Genomic DNA, 14,278 nt, shown 5'->3' on the forward strand with positions numbered 1-14,278 from the left:
AACATTGTTGTTTTCCACCTTAATATTCATATGCATTTTATTACATTGATTTTCATACAATTTTCATTACATACAATGCAATAAAAATCATAATAACCTCAAATGAATTATTATTTTTAGATAATAATTCATTTGAGGTTATGTCACCATTTTAATACTAACAAAAAAGTGCAGATTTTCATCTGCACTTTTTTTTATTCTTCCACTTCAGCTTCTGCACTACTATTTTCAAGATGCTCCTTCTGAGCTTCCTCTTGCAACTCTGCTGAAATCATCCCATAATAAAGTTCCGGATATAACCCAAATATTTGATATACACTTCCTAAAAACGGCATCAGAATCCCTCTTTTCTAAAGTTGTATTGCCACTTTTAAGGATTCCCTTTTCATTCATTATACATTCGTTTTTGGCGTTTCTTCTTCATCTTGAACACTTAATAAATTTTGCCATTTTTTATACGGAGCGCTATTTGGATCTACATATCCTTTTGCATGCGAGCGATCCCACAATTGTTTAATAAACATTTCTTTCTCTTTCTTTGCCACCATATCGGCACCTGTACCGTAATAGTTCTGGAAATACAACTCGATTTCATCGAGGAATAGTCTTAATAATTCATCTGATGTTTCTTCTAATGTCGGATCATACTTCGCTTCACGGTCATACATTAAAATCATATCTAAAAGATTGTGGATATGTTCTTTTCTAAGCCATCTTACATCTTGGGCTCCTAATACGAACGGATGTGTATATAAATGTCCACCTTGTATCATCGCCTTTTCTTGCTCTTCTTCAAATCGTGACAAGATGTTTTCATAAATAAACGGATTATGAAGCAATGCTCTGTGTAATTTATAACTTTCGCTTGAAATATTTTTCCCCATCGACTGAATTAAAAAGCTACGTCCTACACCGTTATATTGATACACAAATTGTCCATCAACAGCAACTAAACTAATCCAGCGATACATATATGCGTATAGTAATGCACGATTACATTTATCATAATCTAATTTTGTTTGAGTCGCGTTTAAATCTGGCATAAAGGCTGGTAAGTGCCAATACTTATCTAAATGCGGCGTTAAACTAGATTTTTTACTATTTAATTTATTTACACGGCGATAATACGATTGGAAATAGTCACCTTTATCATTCATAAATCCGTTTGAAATATGTCCTGATGATAATTTAGGAAAATCTTGCAGCGATAAGCCGTAATGCGCTCGATAACAGATTACTTCAAATGGCGAAAAGGCTTCATGTACTGTATCTTTTTCTTTAAACATTTCTTGAATTAATTCCTCTTGCAGCTCTTTCTTTAAAGAAGGATGTATACCCCAATATTGTAATTCCCTATGATGAGCAACTTTCGGAACGAATGGACTCGCTAAATGGAACAAGTCTTCAATTTTTTCACGAACGTATTCATCGCGATCACGTTTCTTATAATCTGCTTCTTTTCGCAACGCTTCAATGATATTCAGTTCTAATTTATCACGATAGCGTACTTGCAGTTCGTCATAACAATAGCTCAGTATATGTTCTCGGTAGAAATCCTCTACCTTTTTCGACTGAATCTCTTCTGTTTTCGCATCACGACAATATTCCCCGTACAAACTCATATAAATTTCCGCTGATATATCTTTCGGTAGTACACCTAAATTTAAATGTTGCTGCATATCTTGCCATATCTTTTCTTGCAGCTGTTCCTCAGCTAATACATATACATTCGTCGGGTTTGTTTTCCCTTCAAATTCCTTACTGCGCTTTTGGATTTCAAACAGTAAATTTTCACGTGTTTCATGTAAATTATCAAAAAATCTTTCCCAATATTGAATCATTTTATTAACTGCTTGATATAGCGATTGATATACAAGTTCTAATAGCATTTCTTTTCGATATTCATTTAATTTGTGTACATATTGCGTTACGATGTCTTCAAATTCTCTTTTGAATAAACGTTGCTGATTATTAATCATTTTTCCGAACCAGCCTTGTTGTTGAGCAATTTCTACTCGGCGTACAGCCGTTACCGTGCCATCGATATTACCTACATTAAATTTTTTATCGTAGTTTTGAATTACATTACGCTTTTGTTCATTATTTTCATGTAATCGATTCATTTTTTCTACTAACTGTTTTCGAATTTCATATAACATAAAACGTGCTGCTACTGGATGAACTGGATCTGTTTTCTTTAAAAACCATGTATTTAATTGATAGGACTGCCCTTCAGAACCACTTGGTGAAAAGCGGTCTGATTCAATCATGTCATATAAAAGTGTCGTTACATGTTCATGTACACGGCTCGGAATCGCATATGCATATAAGCGAACCGCATGATCCACTCTTGCCACTTCGCCTTTCATTTGTTCCATCATTTTCAGTTTCGCAGCTGAAATTTTACACTCATGTTGCAAACGATTTAATTCCTCATCTTTTTGCACCGTTCGTTGTACATAACTTTCTACAGCTTCTAAAAACAGTTTTGATTTCGCAACTCCGAGCTTACCACCCTCTGCTCCTTCACGTGTTTCATTGTACATTTGTCTATAGAAAATATGAGCTTGCTCTGGACGGGTAGCAAGATGTTCCAAGTCCTCTAAATAACTTTTACCTCTCTCCGGCTTTTCACGCTGCATCCCTCGTTTTACATCTTGGTCATATCTTTGCTTCTTCTCTTGAAACAGTTGATCTAAATGAAGCCACGATTCATCTAAACCTTGCACAGCCCATTTTAAAGCACAATATTTTAACACATGCTCATACGGATAAATGAGTTTTGCCGTTCCTGCCCCGCAATATCGTCCTTTTCCGCTTGATTCTGCTAATTGCTGAATTTGATTGTCTTCTTGTGCAAAATGACTTGTGGACATCGGGCTAAATAACTGTAAATAAATTGTATTTGCCATCTGTTCCATATAATCTGATAAATTGTGTAAATGGTGTCCATGTAGGTTTTCATAATCGTATAAGAAACAATAATTGTACGGTAAATGATGTTGTTTAATTGTATGATTCGTTCTTCCGTCTTCATCTACTTGATCAGGGCGATACTCTAATTCAATTGTTACACCGCCGCGTTTTGATAATTCTCCAGTAGAACCGAGCGTAATAGCATGTAATTCTTTTAACGATGCATAGCCGTTCGCTTGCACCGTTTCAAACTCTTTCCCACTAACTGTTCTCGTCTTTACTAAAACATCCGGCATTAAAAACGCACCGCGTATTAAAATGTTATGATGCTGCAATTTCTTCCGAAGCATTTCACGTAAATATAATGCAATTTGCAGAAACATCCCCGAACCTGTTCCGCCTGCTAGTGATGTTACTATAATGACACGCACACCATATTCTGTTTGATCACTTGTAACCGGAAAAATTTTCTCAATTTCTTGCCAAAAGGACGTTAATTTATCTTCTTTCATCGCAGCACGTAACGCTAAACGTGAAATGACGCGTAACTGTCCTGCTCCTTCTGTTAATGGTTTATCAAGTATAGTCGGATCCATCGGAAACCACTCTGGGATTGTTGGATCTCCTGCAATATACTCCCTGGGCGTTTTACTAGAACTCGTTTGTGTCTTAAACTTTCGAATATGATCAAATTTACTCAATGTATTCACATCTGTATCAAATACGTGCATTGCTACCTTTTTCCGGCGCTCTTCAGGTAATTTTTCATATATTTGATGCGTCACAGTACTACCGATTCCACCTAAACCAATTAATATTGTTGGAACTTGTAATGTCATGTGAACCACCTTCCTATTCTTGCTTGTTTGAAAAAAGGGAAAGAGAATCAATACTCCATCCCCTTCTTTTCCCTATCTACTATTCACATTCGTACTTGTAAATCTCTTTACCATATCCTCTATCAATTAGTAAAAGTTCATTTGGATATAGTGTCTTATGTTCCATTCCTACTTCATCCTTTGTTATAAACATCCCATCAATAATCATTCCAACTACTTGTGATTCTTTCGCTACAAAGACAGATTTCGAACCTTTCTTCGCTATAAACGTAACGGATTGCACTGTTTTTCTTTCTGCTCTAAATGGGATACCAAAATAATGGTTCCACCATTTATTTCGAAGTAATTCTGGTTCAGATTGATATAGCCAATCTTTCGCTACCTCTTGATCCCATTCATAATACAGTAGTGCTTTCCGGTGAAATCTTGGCCGAACAATCCATCCTAAAACAATGATTCCTACTACTAGTAGTAATAAAGTGATAGGAATGACAAACTTAAAAATAAGCGCATATTTTTCATAAAACGGAGCATCTTGAATATGGAATGTTATGTTTTTCTTTACTTCTTGTAACTTTGAATCCTGCATTACGATGGTAGCTTCTACGGTGCCGGTATCTGTAAAATTAAATGTGTCGGAGTAATAAGGACGAGGATAAACATAGATTTGATTTCCATGTTGCTTTATTTCATAGTTGATTGATTGTTTAGATGTGACACCAGTAGATTTTAATAGTTTCTTTACAGCCTCTTCTGTCATCGGCTTACCATCTAACTGTGGTTGTATAATAAACGGTTTACTATTCTCTAAATTTGTTACTTTTTCTTCATAATCTTTCGTAATCGTTTGTAGTGATAATTTTGGTTTTTCCGTTACTTCGATTTTAAATTCTTTCGTCTGTCTGTAAAATCCCTTTATGTTCATATGAACTTTCCCACGCACTAGCCCTTTAGCAATCTTCATTTCGTAGTAAAATACATGTTTTTTATCGTCCCACTTCATCGGGTACTGTTTTCCTTCTATTTCTAATTCTGCCTGAAAGTAAGAAGACTGAACTGGCAACTCCGTAGGCTTTGCTTCAATAACAGCAGTAACACCTTCATACATTTTCTCTACATTTTTTTGACTACTATCATCTTTGGCATAAGTAGAAACCGTATAATTAAGCGCTGGTTCAACTAGTACTTGTAGTCCTTCTTTCTCAATGTCCTGGTCCACTTCTATCGTATAAGTTCCTGGTTTAATAACTTCCTCATTTTCCGTACTTATATGAACTATATTTCCGAACAATTTTGCTTCTCCTGGTGCATGTATGGAAAAAGAAGATTGTAATTGTAATGGTTTAGAAATTTGTGTGACCTGATAATCGGGCAGAGAAGGCGATTGTCGTACAAGCGTCATACGCTTTAACGGAAACGGTGTTGTAATCTCTACTCTTTTCCCCACTACTTTCGTTTTTACAATCGATTCAACAGAGGAGAATGGATCACGATTTGCAACTAATGCTGCCACTTGATTTACACTTTTTACAATGCCATCTTCTCCGCTTGACGGCATCGTAACACCATTTATCTCTTTCTTCCATATTTCCTTGAACGTATTTAGTTGTTCTTTTTCTTGTTGTCCTAAATCTTCTTCCATCGTAATTAAGACTGGATGTAACGATATCTTTTTTGCATCCATTTCTTTCTTAAACTGGGCTAATTTCTGCAAAATTTGTTCTTTTCCGCCAACCTTATCTTTCTCTAAATCATTAAATGCCCCGTCAGTTAATACAATAAGCCAAAATTCACGTTTTCCATCTATATCTGCTTCCTTTTTTATAGATTGCATCGCCGTTTCTACCGCGCTAAATGGAGTATTTAAATACGTTTTCCATGCTCCAATTCCCTCAATTTCTGTTTGCCTTTTATCCTTCGTTAACGAAATGTTTAATGGCTCATTCGGCTTACTCATTGGAACGTAAGAAAATTTATCTTTTTCATCCAATAGCGCAACTAAACTTTGCAAAGCATAATTGGCATATTTCCAGCGATCGTTATTTCTCATGCTGCCCGAATCGTCATATACAAGTGAAACGACCCTTTCCTTTGCCTCCTCTCCTTTTGCAAAAGCTGATAAAGGTAAACATATAAATAGAAACAACATGAACGTGGCACAAATTCGGATTTTCATGATGAGGCTTCGCCACCTTTGTAGACAAATTCCTATGTTTAAATTTATGAGAGGAAACAAGATATATGACTTGTATTTTAGGACAACGAACCCAGCATAATTTTATTATGTAAACAGTTATAAGAACTGAATATTATTCCTTCTAGCGTTTTCTATCCGATACTATAAGTAAAAAAGCCTGTTTAAGCTCCACACTTAAAACAGACTTTTCCTACTTTTTATTTTAAAAACACATAACAAAAAGTTTGATTTTTGACTTAACACATCACTTCTATTGTAAATCCACCAGGTGCTTCAACATAAAACGTATACGCATGGACATGCTTAGGAGGCTCGACCAAAAATCCATCTTCCTTCAATCTTTGATTTATCTTATCTACTTGTTCTTCACTTTCTTGTGGAAATCCTACGTGAAATGTTTTTGGATACTGAACTTCTTTTCCTTTCATTAAAGTTAGTATAAATCCATCATTATCACGCATAACTGCAAAGCCATTTCCCCTTGTTCCACTACAAATTAGACCAAAATACTTCTCTAAAAACTCTCTAGCTGCTGTTACATCTGTAACTGTTAAATTAAGATGTTTAATTCCCAATCCTTCACCTTCTTTCTCAATTTTCTAACATTTTATCATACAAATAAAAAACACGCCTTCCACAGCGTGTTTCATTGCTTTACATACACTTCAACAATCGGATTCTCTTTATTATCCGCATGCAAGCGTATATTCTCTTCACTTGTATTATAAATACTAGCTAATAACATTATCGTTAACACATTAGGTGTCTTCGCATCACTTCCGTATTTTCTCTCAAGCGCTTCCTTATATTCAAAATCTAAATCCCCCTGCACATATGTATACACTTCAAAACCATCTTCTAAATTGCAAACTACTGTATCAATAATATCTGTCCCTACTTGCTTCTTCATTTCCTCTCGTAACGCTTCAATAAAATCTTTCCATGGTACTTCGTATGTCTGAAACTGATCTGTAGATTTCATGCCTTTTCCTCCTTATATATCCTCTTCTTATATTTCCCCTTTCCTATAACAATTATGATAGATAGGGCATTCGTACAAGCCGCACTTGTCCCCCTTACATATCGTATTACTGTAATGCGGAAGGAGGAAAGAATATGCATAGACAAAAATGTTATGATACATGCCAACGTTATTTCGGAAAAGTTGTTCGGATTGAAGACCGTGATGGCCGTATACATTTAGGTAAAATAATCGATGTGACACAAAACTCTGTATGGATCGAACCGGTGCAACAGCGCTCATCTTTTGATTCAGGGTTCGGATACTACGACGCTTATGCAAACGGTGGTTGTGACCTTTGTGGAGGCCTTAGCAGGTGTGATAGTTGTGGATTCGGATGCGGTGGTGGATTCAGCAGCTGCGGATGTGGTGGTCGTGGTTGTAGTAGTTGTGGTTGCGGCGGCTGGGGAGGCGGCGGTTGTGGCTGGGGTGTTGAACTCGGATTTGGTTTCATCTTCGGAATTACATTAGCTGCATTATTTTTCATTTAACATAGTAAAGAGTTGGCTACCTTTAGCCAACTCTTTTTCTTTATTTTTCACATATAAAAATACGATGCCCTAAAATGTGTTGGTACATAAGCCGTACATTTTCATGCTGTGCCCACGCCTCATATAACTCATTCGGAATATGTGAGGATACATTCCATTCTGGCTCTTCTACATAGCCAGAGATTGTTTCTGCAATCGTGCCACCACCCGCAATTATAATTCTTTTAAAATTTGCTTTCTGAAATAATTGTACCCACTCATTCTCAGTTAACAGTTCTTTCATGCCATATAATTGGGCGATTTTTTCTTCCTCACCCTTATCAATGTGCCTATCAATAATCATTTCAATGACAACAAGCTTACCGTCCTGCTGTAATACACGATAACACTCCGAGATAACCCTTTCTTTGTCTGTAAAAGCGATGATTGATTCTCCAAGTACGAACTCAAATGAGTTATTCAAACACGGTAAATGCTCTACATTTCCTTCAATTAATTGTATATCTAACCCTTCAAACAACCATCTATCTTTTGCCTTTTGAATCATAATTTCATTCTTTTCAACCGTTGTTACTTTATAGCCAAATTCCCTTGTCATATACGCCGCTGTTTTCCCCGTACCACAACCTATCTCAAGGACATTCGCTCCATATTTAAAAGGCAGTTGTGCTAACAATTGTTTTGTTAACGTAAAGCCACCAGGATGAGCACTTCCTATTCCGTAATAAGCTAGGAAATCGATGTATGTGTTTCGTTTCATGGGATTCTCCCTTTTTTATTTTATATATTCGAGCACGGAAGAAAAGTGCATAGAAAAAAGGGCGTATTGTACGCCCCTCATCTTACTTATCCTCTGTAATATATGCCCATTTATAGCTGTAGTCTCCACCAACCGGATGGTGAACAATACCTTTTACTTTCTGTCTTTGAACGATAGCATCACCACGTTGATATAATGGTGCAATTACAGCATCATCAAGTAATATTTTCTCAGCTTTTAGTAAGCTATCCCAACGTTCTTTCGTTTTCGTTAATAGCTCGCCTTTACCTTTTTCTACAATTTCATCATATTTTGGATTTGAATATCCAGTTTGGTTATGAGGACCATTTGTAACGAACATATCAATGAATGTCATTGGATCTAAGTAGTCAGGGCCCCAACCAGCGTAAGATAAATCATAATCTAAATCTGATTCTAATTTTAATTTTTGTTTAAACGGTTGATTTTTCAAGTTCACTGTTAACCCTGGTAAGTTTTTCTCAAGTTCTCCTTTTAAGAATTCTCCTACTTTCTTCGCATTATCGCTATCGTAGTTTAATAGCTCAATCGTTACTTGCTCTTTTCCAAGTTCTTTTTTCGCTTTTTCCCAATGCTCTTTTGCTTTTTTCACATCTGTTTTTAAAATATCTCCATTTTCTTTACGGAAGTCTTTTCCATCTGGACTCTTAGCAAATTCTTTTGGTACTAAGTAATCTGCTGGTGTAGATCCGTCATTTAAAATAACGTTCGTTAAGCCTTTTTTATCATATGCCTTTGCAATCGCTAAACGTAAATCTTTGTTCTTTAATACTGTATCTTGCCCACCACGTTTTTGGTTTAAACGTAAGAAGAACGTTGATGGTGTTTTTTGTGTATAAAAGTCTGGATTTGATTTATATTTGTCAACCATTTCAGATGTAAGTCCCGCACGATCGATTTGTCCGCTTTCATATAAGTTTACACGTGTACCGCTATCTTTTACTACGTTAAAGTTGATTTCATCTAACTTAACTGTTTTATTATCCCAATATTGTGCATTTTTCTTTAATTTCCATCCTTCTTCATGTTTCCAGTCTGTTAATGTAAATGGTCCGTTGTATAACGTTGTATCTGCTTCTAAACCAAATTTTTCACCTTTTTCTTTTACGAATTTTTCATTTAACGGATAGAATGTTCCGAATGAAGTTAATTCTACAAAGTAAGGAACTGGATTTTCTAATTCTACCTCTAATGTGTAATCATCTACAGCTTTTACACCTAACGTATCAAGTGGTGCTTTCCCATCATTAATTGCTTTTGCGTTCTTTAAATCAAACATAATGTATGCATATTCCGCTGCTGTATTTTTATCTACCGCACGTTTCCAAGCAAACACGAAATCCTTCGCTGTTACAGGGTCTCCATTTGACCATTTTGCATTTTTATTTAATGTAAATGTATACTTTTTACCATCATCACTCTTTTTATATGATTCAGCAACCCCTGGAGCTGCCTTATTATCTTTATCAAGTCGATATAAACCTTCCATTACGTTATTTAAAGCAAGAAACGATACTTGGTCTGTCGCTTTCGAAGAATCCATAGATGGAATTTCTTGGGCTTCTGTTAGATTCAATACTTGCTTAGCTGCTAATTTTCCACCTTCTTTTTCACCGCTTTTTGGTGTTGTGCTTGCCTTCTCTTTATCTCCTGATCCAGAGCAAGCTGTTAATGCCATACTCATTACTAAAACTGGTGCTACGACCGCTGTCAATTTTTTCATCTTTTTTCTCTTCATTTTTTTGTACCCTCCCCAATTATATGTACGATATTAACATTTAGAAATTCTCTACTAACTTTTGTTATCAGAAAATTCTTATTAATTAATATTCTACTGTTTTTTTTAATTTTGTAAAGTATTTTTGTAAATTTTCTAAATATTTATTTTTTTATTATAGTAACTTGTTGTTTTAACTACTATATGAATTATCCCCCGTCTACTATATGTAAACATCCCTCCCCTTATTCCACTCTATTACTACGTTCTATATTTTTCTTATTAGCATGAGGTCTCTTACTATCATTCATCTGTCTTACTACTTACTGACCTCTCTAATTTCCTCCGATAGAACCTTCCTAATTACCTACCCGATTCTCAATAGGCTAACGAGATTTTATTCCCTTATACATACTAAAAAGCATTTCAAAAGCAGCTCAGCCACTTTTGAAATGCTTTCACTTTATTTTTTTCCGCCATCCTCAGTTACATACGCCCACTTAAAGCTATATTCTGGACTGATGTTATGTTTCACAATTCCTTTTACATTCGGTTTCATTACGTACGATCTTCCTGTTTGATATAAAGGAACTAACCCTGCATCTTCTTCAAGGAATAATTTTTCAGCTTTCCCTAACGTTTCCCAGCGTTTTTTCGCATCACTCATTAATTCGTTACCTGCTTTTCCTACCATTTCATCGTATTTTGGATTTGAATAACTCATTTGGTTGTACGGGCTCTTCGATTCAAACATATCAATAAATGTCATTGGATCCGCATAGTCTGGACTCCAACCTGCATAAGAAATTTCATAATCTTGCGCAGTTTCTAATTTTAATTTTTGTTTGAACGGCTGAATTTTCGTATTAATCGTTACACCTTTTAAATTTTTCTCAATTTGATCTTTTACATAGTCAGCAATCTTTTTCGCAGTTCCATCATCATAGCTTAGCAATTCAATTGTAACTTGATCTTTTCCAAGTTCTTTTTTCGCTTCTTCCCACGCTGCTGCTCCTTTTTTCGGATTATATTTCAGACCATTTTTAAATGTATCTTGATAATCTTTACCATCTGGCCCTGTCGCAAGTCCTTTTGGAACCAATTGATCTGTTGCTTTTGATCCATTATTTAAAATTACATTCGCCAATCCTTTTTTATCAACTGATAATGCAATTGCTTCACGAAGTTTTTTGCTCTTTAAAGGCGTATCTTGTCCGTTACGTTTTTGATTTAAACGTAAGAAGAATGTACTTGATTCCGCATACTCACCATATTCTTCTTTGTTCGATTTATATTTATCTACAAACTCTCCTGATAGTAATGTAAAATCAATTGATCCTGTATCATATAAGTTTACTTTCGTTGCAACCTCTTTTACTACACTATAGTTAATTTCTTCTAATTTCACAGTCTTTTTATCCCAGTACTTATCATTTTTCTTCAGCTGCCAACCTTGTTCATGTTTCCATGAAGACATAACGAATGGACCATTATACACAGTTGTATCTGCTTCTAAACCGTACTTATCACCTTTTTCTTTTACGAATTTTTCATTTAATGGATAGTATGATGGGAATGCTAATAAATTTAAGAAATACGGTACCGGTTTTTCTAATTCTACTTCTAGCGTGTAATCATCTACCGCCTTCGCTCCTAATTCAGTTACAGGTTTTTCTCCTTTATTAATCGCTTCTGCATTTTTAATATAGTAAGCAATAAATGCATATTCTGCCGCAGTATTCTTATCAAGTAAGCGCTTCCATGCGAAAACGAAATCTTTCGCTGTTACAGGATCACCATTTGACCATTTTGCATCTTTTCGCAGTTTAAACGTATACTTTTTACCATCTTCACTTTTCGTACTAGACTCTGCCGCAGCAGGAATTGGCTTATTATCTTTATCAAGGCGATATAGGCCTTCCATCGTGTTCCCTAAAATTTGCGAACCTAATGTATCAGTAGATTTAGAAGTATCCATCGTCGGAATTTCTTGGTTTTCCGTACGATTTAATACTTGTTTCGCTGCATATTTAATATCAGATTTTTTTTCTTCCCCACTATTTGATGTAGTAGTCGTTTTCTTTTCCTCACCTGACCCAGAACATGCTGTCAATGCAACACTCATCGCTAAAACTGGTACTACAACTGCCGTTAACTTTTTCATCTTTTTTCTCTTCATTTTTGTACCCTCCCTAATTATATGTACATTACCAACCCTTGAGAGACCCCTTACTAAAGATTTATTTTTCAGAAAATTACAACTAATGTTATTCTACTCTTTTTTTCGTATTTGTAAATAGTTTTTTAAATATTCTGGTTTTTTAAACTTAGTAGGATTTATCCCCCATCTACTATATGTACATACTATACACCTTATTCTCCTCTATTTAACCACACTAAAAATTAGTATTTTAAGCTCACAAAAAAAGCATTTAAAAGTAGCTAAGCCACTTTTAAATGCTTTTTCAACTCTATTATTTTTCAGTCACATATGCCCACTTAAAGCTAAATTCTGGACTGATATTATGTTTTACTACTCCCTTTACATTTGGTTGTAAAACATAAGAATCTCCTCGTTGATATAAAGGTACAATCGCTACATCTTCTTCAAGTAATGTTTTTTCAGCTTTTCCTAACTCTTCCCAACGTTTTTTCGCATCGCTCATTAATTCCGTTCCAGCTTTTTTCACCATGCCGTCATATTTAGGGTCAGAGAAGCTCATTTGGTTATGAGAATGTCCAGTCTCAAACATATCTAAGAACGTCATTGGATCTGCATAATCCGGATTCCATCCGCCATACGAAATATCATATTGTTGTTCAGTTTCTAATTTTAGTTTTTGCTTAAATGGTTGAAGTTTAATATTAACTGTTACACCTTTTAAGTTTTTCTCAATCTGATCTTTAATATATTCGCCAACTTTTTTCGCATTACCAGTATCGTAGTTTAAGAATTCAATCGTAACTTGGTCTTTTCCAAGTTCTTTTTTCGCTTCTTCCCAAGCTGCAGCCGCTTTTTTAGGATTTGGTTTCAAACCGTTTTTAAATGTTTCTTGGAAATCTTTACCGTCCGGTCCAGTTGCTAATCCTTTTGGCACTAAGAAGTCAGCTTCTTTTGATCCATCATTTAAAATTACGTTTGCTAAATTCTTTTTATCAACTGATAGTGCAATTGCTTCACGTAACTTTTTACTCTTTAATGGTGTATCTTGTCCATCACGTTTTTGGTTCATACGAATGAAATACGTACTCACTTGTGAATATGTTCCGAATTCATCTTTCTTATTTCTGTATTTATCTACGAACTCTCCAGTTAATAAAGCAAAGTCAACTTGACCGCTATCATATAAATTGATAAGAGTTGCTGGTTCTTTAACAACACTGAAGTTAACTTCTTCAAGTTTTACAGTCTTTTTATCCCAATATTGATCATTTTTCTTTAATTGCCATCCTTGTTCATGCTTCCAATCTTTAAGAACGAACGGTCCATTATAAACTGTTGTATCAGACTCTATACCGAACTTCTCGCCCTTTTCTTTAACGAACTTTTCGTTTAATGGATAATATGATGGGAATGCTACTAAGTTTAAGAAGTACGGTACTGCTTGCTCTAACTCAACTTCAAGCGTAAGATCATCTACTGCTTTTACTCCTAATTCAGTTACAGGTTTTTCTCCTTTATTTACTACTTCTGCATTTTTAATCGGGAATGCGATAAATGCATACTCAGCAGCTGTTTTTGGATCTAATAGACGTTGCCAAGCATATACGAAATCTTTCGCCGTTACTGGATCTCCATTTGACCATTTTGCATCTTTACGTAGTTTAAATGTATATTTTTTACCATCTTCACTTTTCGTGCTAGATTCTGCTGCAGCTGGAATAGGCTTATTATCTTTATCAAGACGATATAATCCTTCCATCGTATTCCCTAGCATTTGTGAAGATACTGTATCTGTTGATTTAGAAGAATCCATCGTTGGAATCTCTTGGTTTACTGTTCGATTCAACACTTGTTTTGCCGCTAATTTTCCCTCTGACTTGCTATCTCCACTTGAGTTTGTGCTTGTCTTCTTATCTCCGCCTGATGTAGAACATGCTGTTAGTGCCATGCTCATTGCTAAAACCGGTACTACAACTGCTGTTAGTTTTTTCATTTTTTTCTTTTTCATTTTCTGTACCCTCCCTAATTCTAAACGATAGCTATTAAAGAATTTTCTGATAATTCTGTTTTTCTCTATATATTTATCAGACGATTCTTACTAATTCTTATTCTACTAATTTTTTAATTTTTGTAA

Annotated in this window: 10 protein-coding genes; 1 reads left to right on the forward strand and 9 read right to left on the reverse strand. The window is 35.2% G+C overall.

What is annotated here, in order from left to right; all coding sequences use genetic code 11:
* Positions 1-194: 194 nt before the first annotated feature.
* The 5 genes from ACQGSG_RS21190 to ACQGSG_RS21210 form a co-directional block, all read right to left on the reverse strand.
* Entirely contained in the window at positions 195-335 is a 141-nt protein-coding gene (locus ACQGSG_RS21190) for a hypothetical protein (RefSeq protein WP_001116193.1), read from the reverse strand.
* Positions 336-392: 57 nt separating this feature from the next.
* On the reverse strand, positions 393-3,755 hold the full coding sequence (locus ACQGSG_RS21195) for a tubulin-like doman-containing protein (RefSeq protein WP_325842477.1): 3,363 nt from the start codon (positions 3,753-3,755) through the stop codon (positions 393-395).
* A gap of 79 nt (positions 3,756-3,834) precedes the next feature.
* A complete protein-coding gene (locus tag ACQGSG_RS21200; RefSeq protein ID WP_098450620.1) occupies positions 3,835-5,931 on the reverse strand; it encodes a vWA domain-containing protein in 2,097 nt (698 codons plus the stop codon).
* Between the two features lie 257 nt (positions 5,932-6,188).
* Positions 6,189-6,527: a VOC family protein gene (locus tag ACQGSG_RS21205; protein ID WP_000511520.1), complete on the reverse strand. Its 339-nt coding sequence runs from the start codon at positions 6,525-6,527 to the stop codon at positions 6,189-6,191.
* A 71-nt stretch (positions 6,528-6,598) separates the two neighbouring features.
* Positions 6,599-6,934 (reverse strand): hypothetical protein, encoded by a 336-nt coding sequence (locus ACQGSG_RS21210; protein ID WP_000842914.1) that lies wholly within the window; start codon positions 6,932-6,934, stop codon positions 6,599-6,601.
* Positions 6,935-7,068: 134 nt separating this feature from the next.
* On the opposite strand from ACQGSG_RS21210, the gene ACQGSG_RS21215 reads away from it, so the two are divergent.
* Positions 7,069-7,464, forward strand: coding sequence for a hypothetical protein (locus ACQGSG_RS21215; protein ID WP_000554977.1), 396 nt, complete (start codon positions 7,069-7,071; stop codon positions 7,462-7,464).
* 40 nt (positions 7,465-7,504) lie between these two features.
* Here the strand turns inward: ACQGSG_RS21215 and ACQGSG_RS21220 are convergent, their stop codons facing one another.
* The 4 genes from ACQGSG_RS21220 to ACQGSG_RS21235 all read right to left on the reverse strand — a co-directional run bounded on the left by ACQGSG_RS21220 (position 7,505) and on the right by ACQGSG_RS21235 (position 14,152).
* Positions 7,505-8,224, reverse strand: coding sequence for a class I SAM-dependent methyltransferase (locus ACQGSG_RS21220; RefSeq protein WP_098877461.1), 720 nt, complete (start codon positions 8,222-8,224; stop codon positions 7,505-7,507).
* Between the two features lie 82 nt (positions 8,225-8,306).
* Positions 8,307-10,001, reverse strand: a complete 1,695-nt coding sequence (locus ACQGSG_RS21225) for a peptide ABC transporter substrate-binding protein (protein WP_000823439.1) — start codon at positions 9,999-10,001, stop codon at positions 8,307-8,309.
* A 442-nt stretch (positions 10,002-10,443) separates the two neighbouring features.
* The gene (locus ACQGSG_RS21230) at positions 10,444-12,159 is read right to left on the reverse strand and encodes a peptide ABC transporter substrate-binding protein (protein WP_141521716.1); all 1,716 of its coding nucleotides are present in this window, start codon (positions 12,157-12,159) and stop codon (positions 10,444-10,446) included.
* Positions 12,160-12,454: 295 nt separating this feature from the next.
* Positions 12,455-14,152, reverse strand: coding sequence for a peptide ABC transporter substrate-binding protein (locus tag ACQGSG_RS21235; RefSeq protein ID WP_098877462.1), 1,698 nt, complete (start codon positions 14,150-14,152; stop codon positions 12,455-12,457).
* Positions 14,153-14,278: the final 126 nt, after the last annotated feature.

The sequence above is a fragment of the Bacillus sp. GMa5/1 genome (genome assembly GCF_050172015.1).
GTDB lineage: Bacteria > Bacillota > Bacilli > Bacillales > Bacillaceae_G > Bacillus_A > Bacillus_A cereus.

Coding starts and splice junctions, on each gene's coding strand:
- ACQGSG_RS21190 (WP_001116193.1), bottom strand. CDS start 335: ATGCCGTTTTTAGGAAGTGTATATCAAATATTTGGGTTATATCCGGAA.
- ACQGSG_RS21195 (WP_325842477.1), bottom strand. CDS start 3,755: ATGACATTACAAGTTCCAACAATATTAATTGGTTTAGGTGGAATCGGT.
- ACQGSG_RS21200 (WP_098450620.1), bottom strand. CDS start 5,931: ATGAAAATCCGAATTTGTGCCACGTTCATGTTGTTTCTATTTATATGT.
- ACQGSG_RS21210 (WP_000842914.1), bottom strand. CDS start 6,934: ATGAAATCTACAGATCAGTTTCAGACATACGAAGTACCATGGAAAGAT.
- ACQGSG_RS21215 (WP_000554977.1), top strand. CDS start 7,069: ATGCATAGACAAAAATGTTATGATACATGCCAACGTTATTTCGGAAAA.
- ACQGSG_RS21220 (WP_098877461.1), bottom strand. CDS start 8,224: ATGAAACGAAACACATACATCGATTTCCTAGCTTATTACGGAATAGGA.
- ACQGSG_RS21225 (WP_000823439.1), bottom strand. CDS start 10,001: ATGAAGAGAAAAAAGATGAAAAAATTGACAGCGGTCGTAGCACCAGTT.
- ACQGSG_RS21230 (WP_141521716.1), bottom strand. CDS start 12,159: ATGAAGAGAAAAAAGATGAAAAAGTTAACGGCAGTTGTAGTACCAGTT.
- ACQGSG_RS21235 (WP_098877462.1), bottom strand. CDS start 14,152: ATGAAAAAGAAAAAAATGAAAAAACTAACAGCAGTTGTAGTACCGGTT.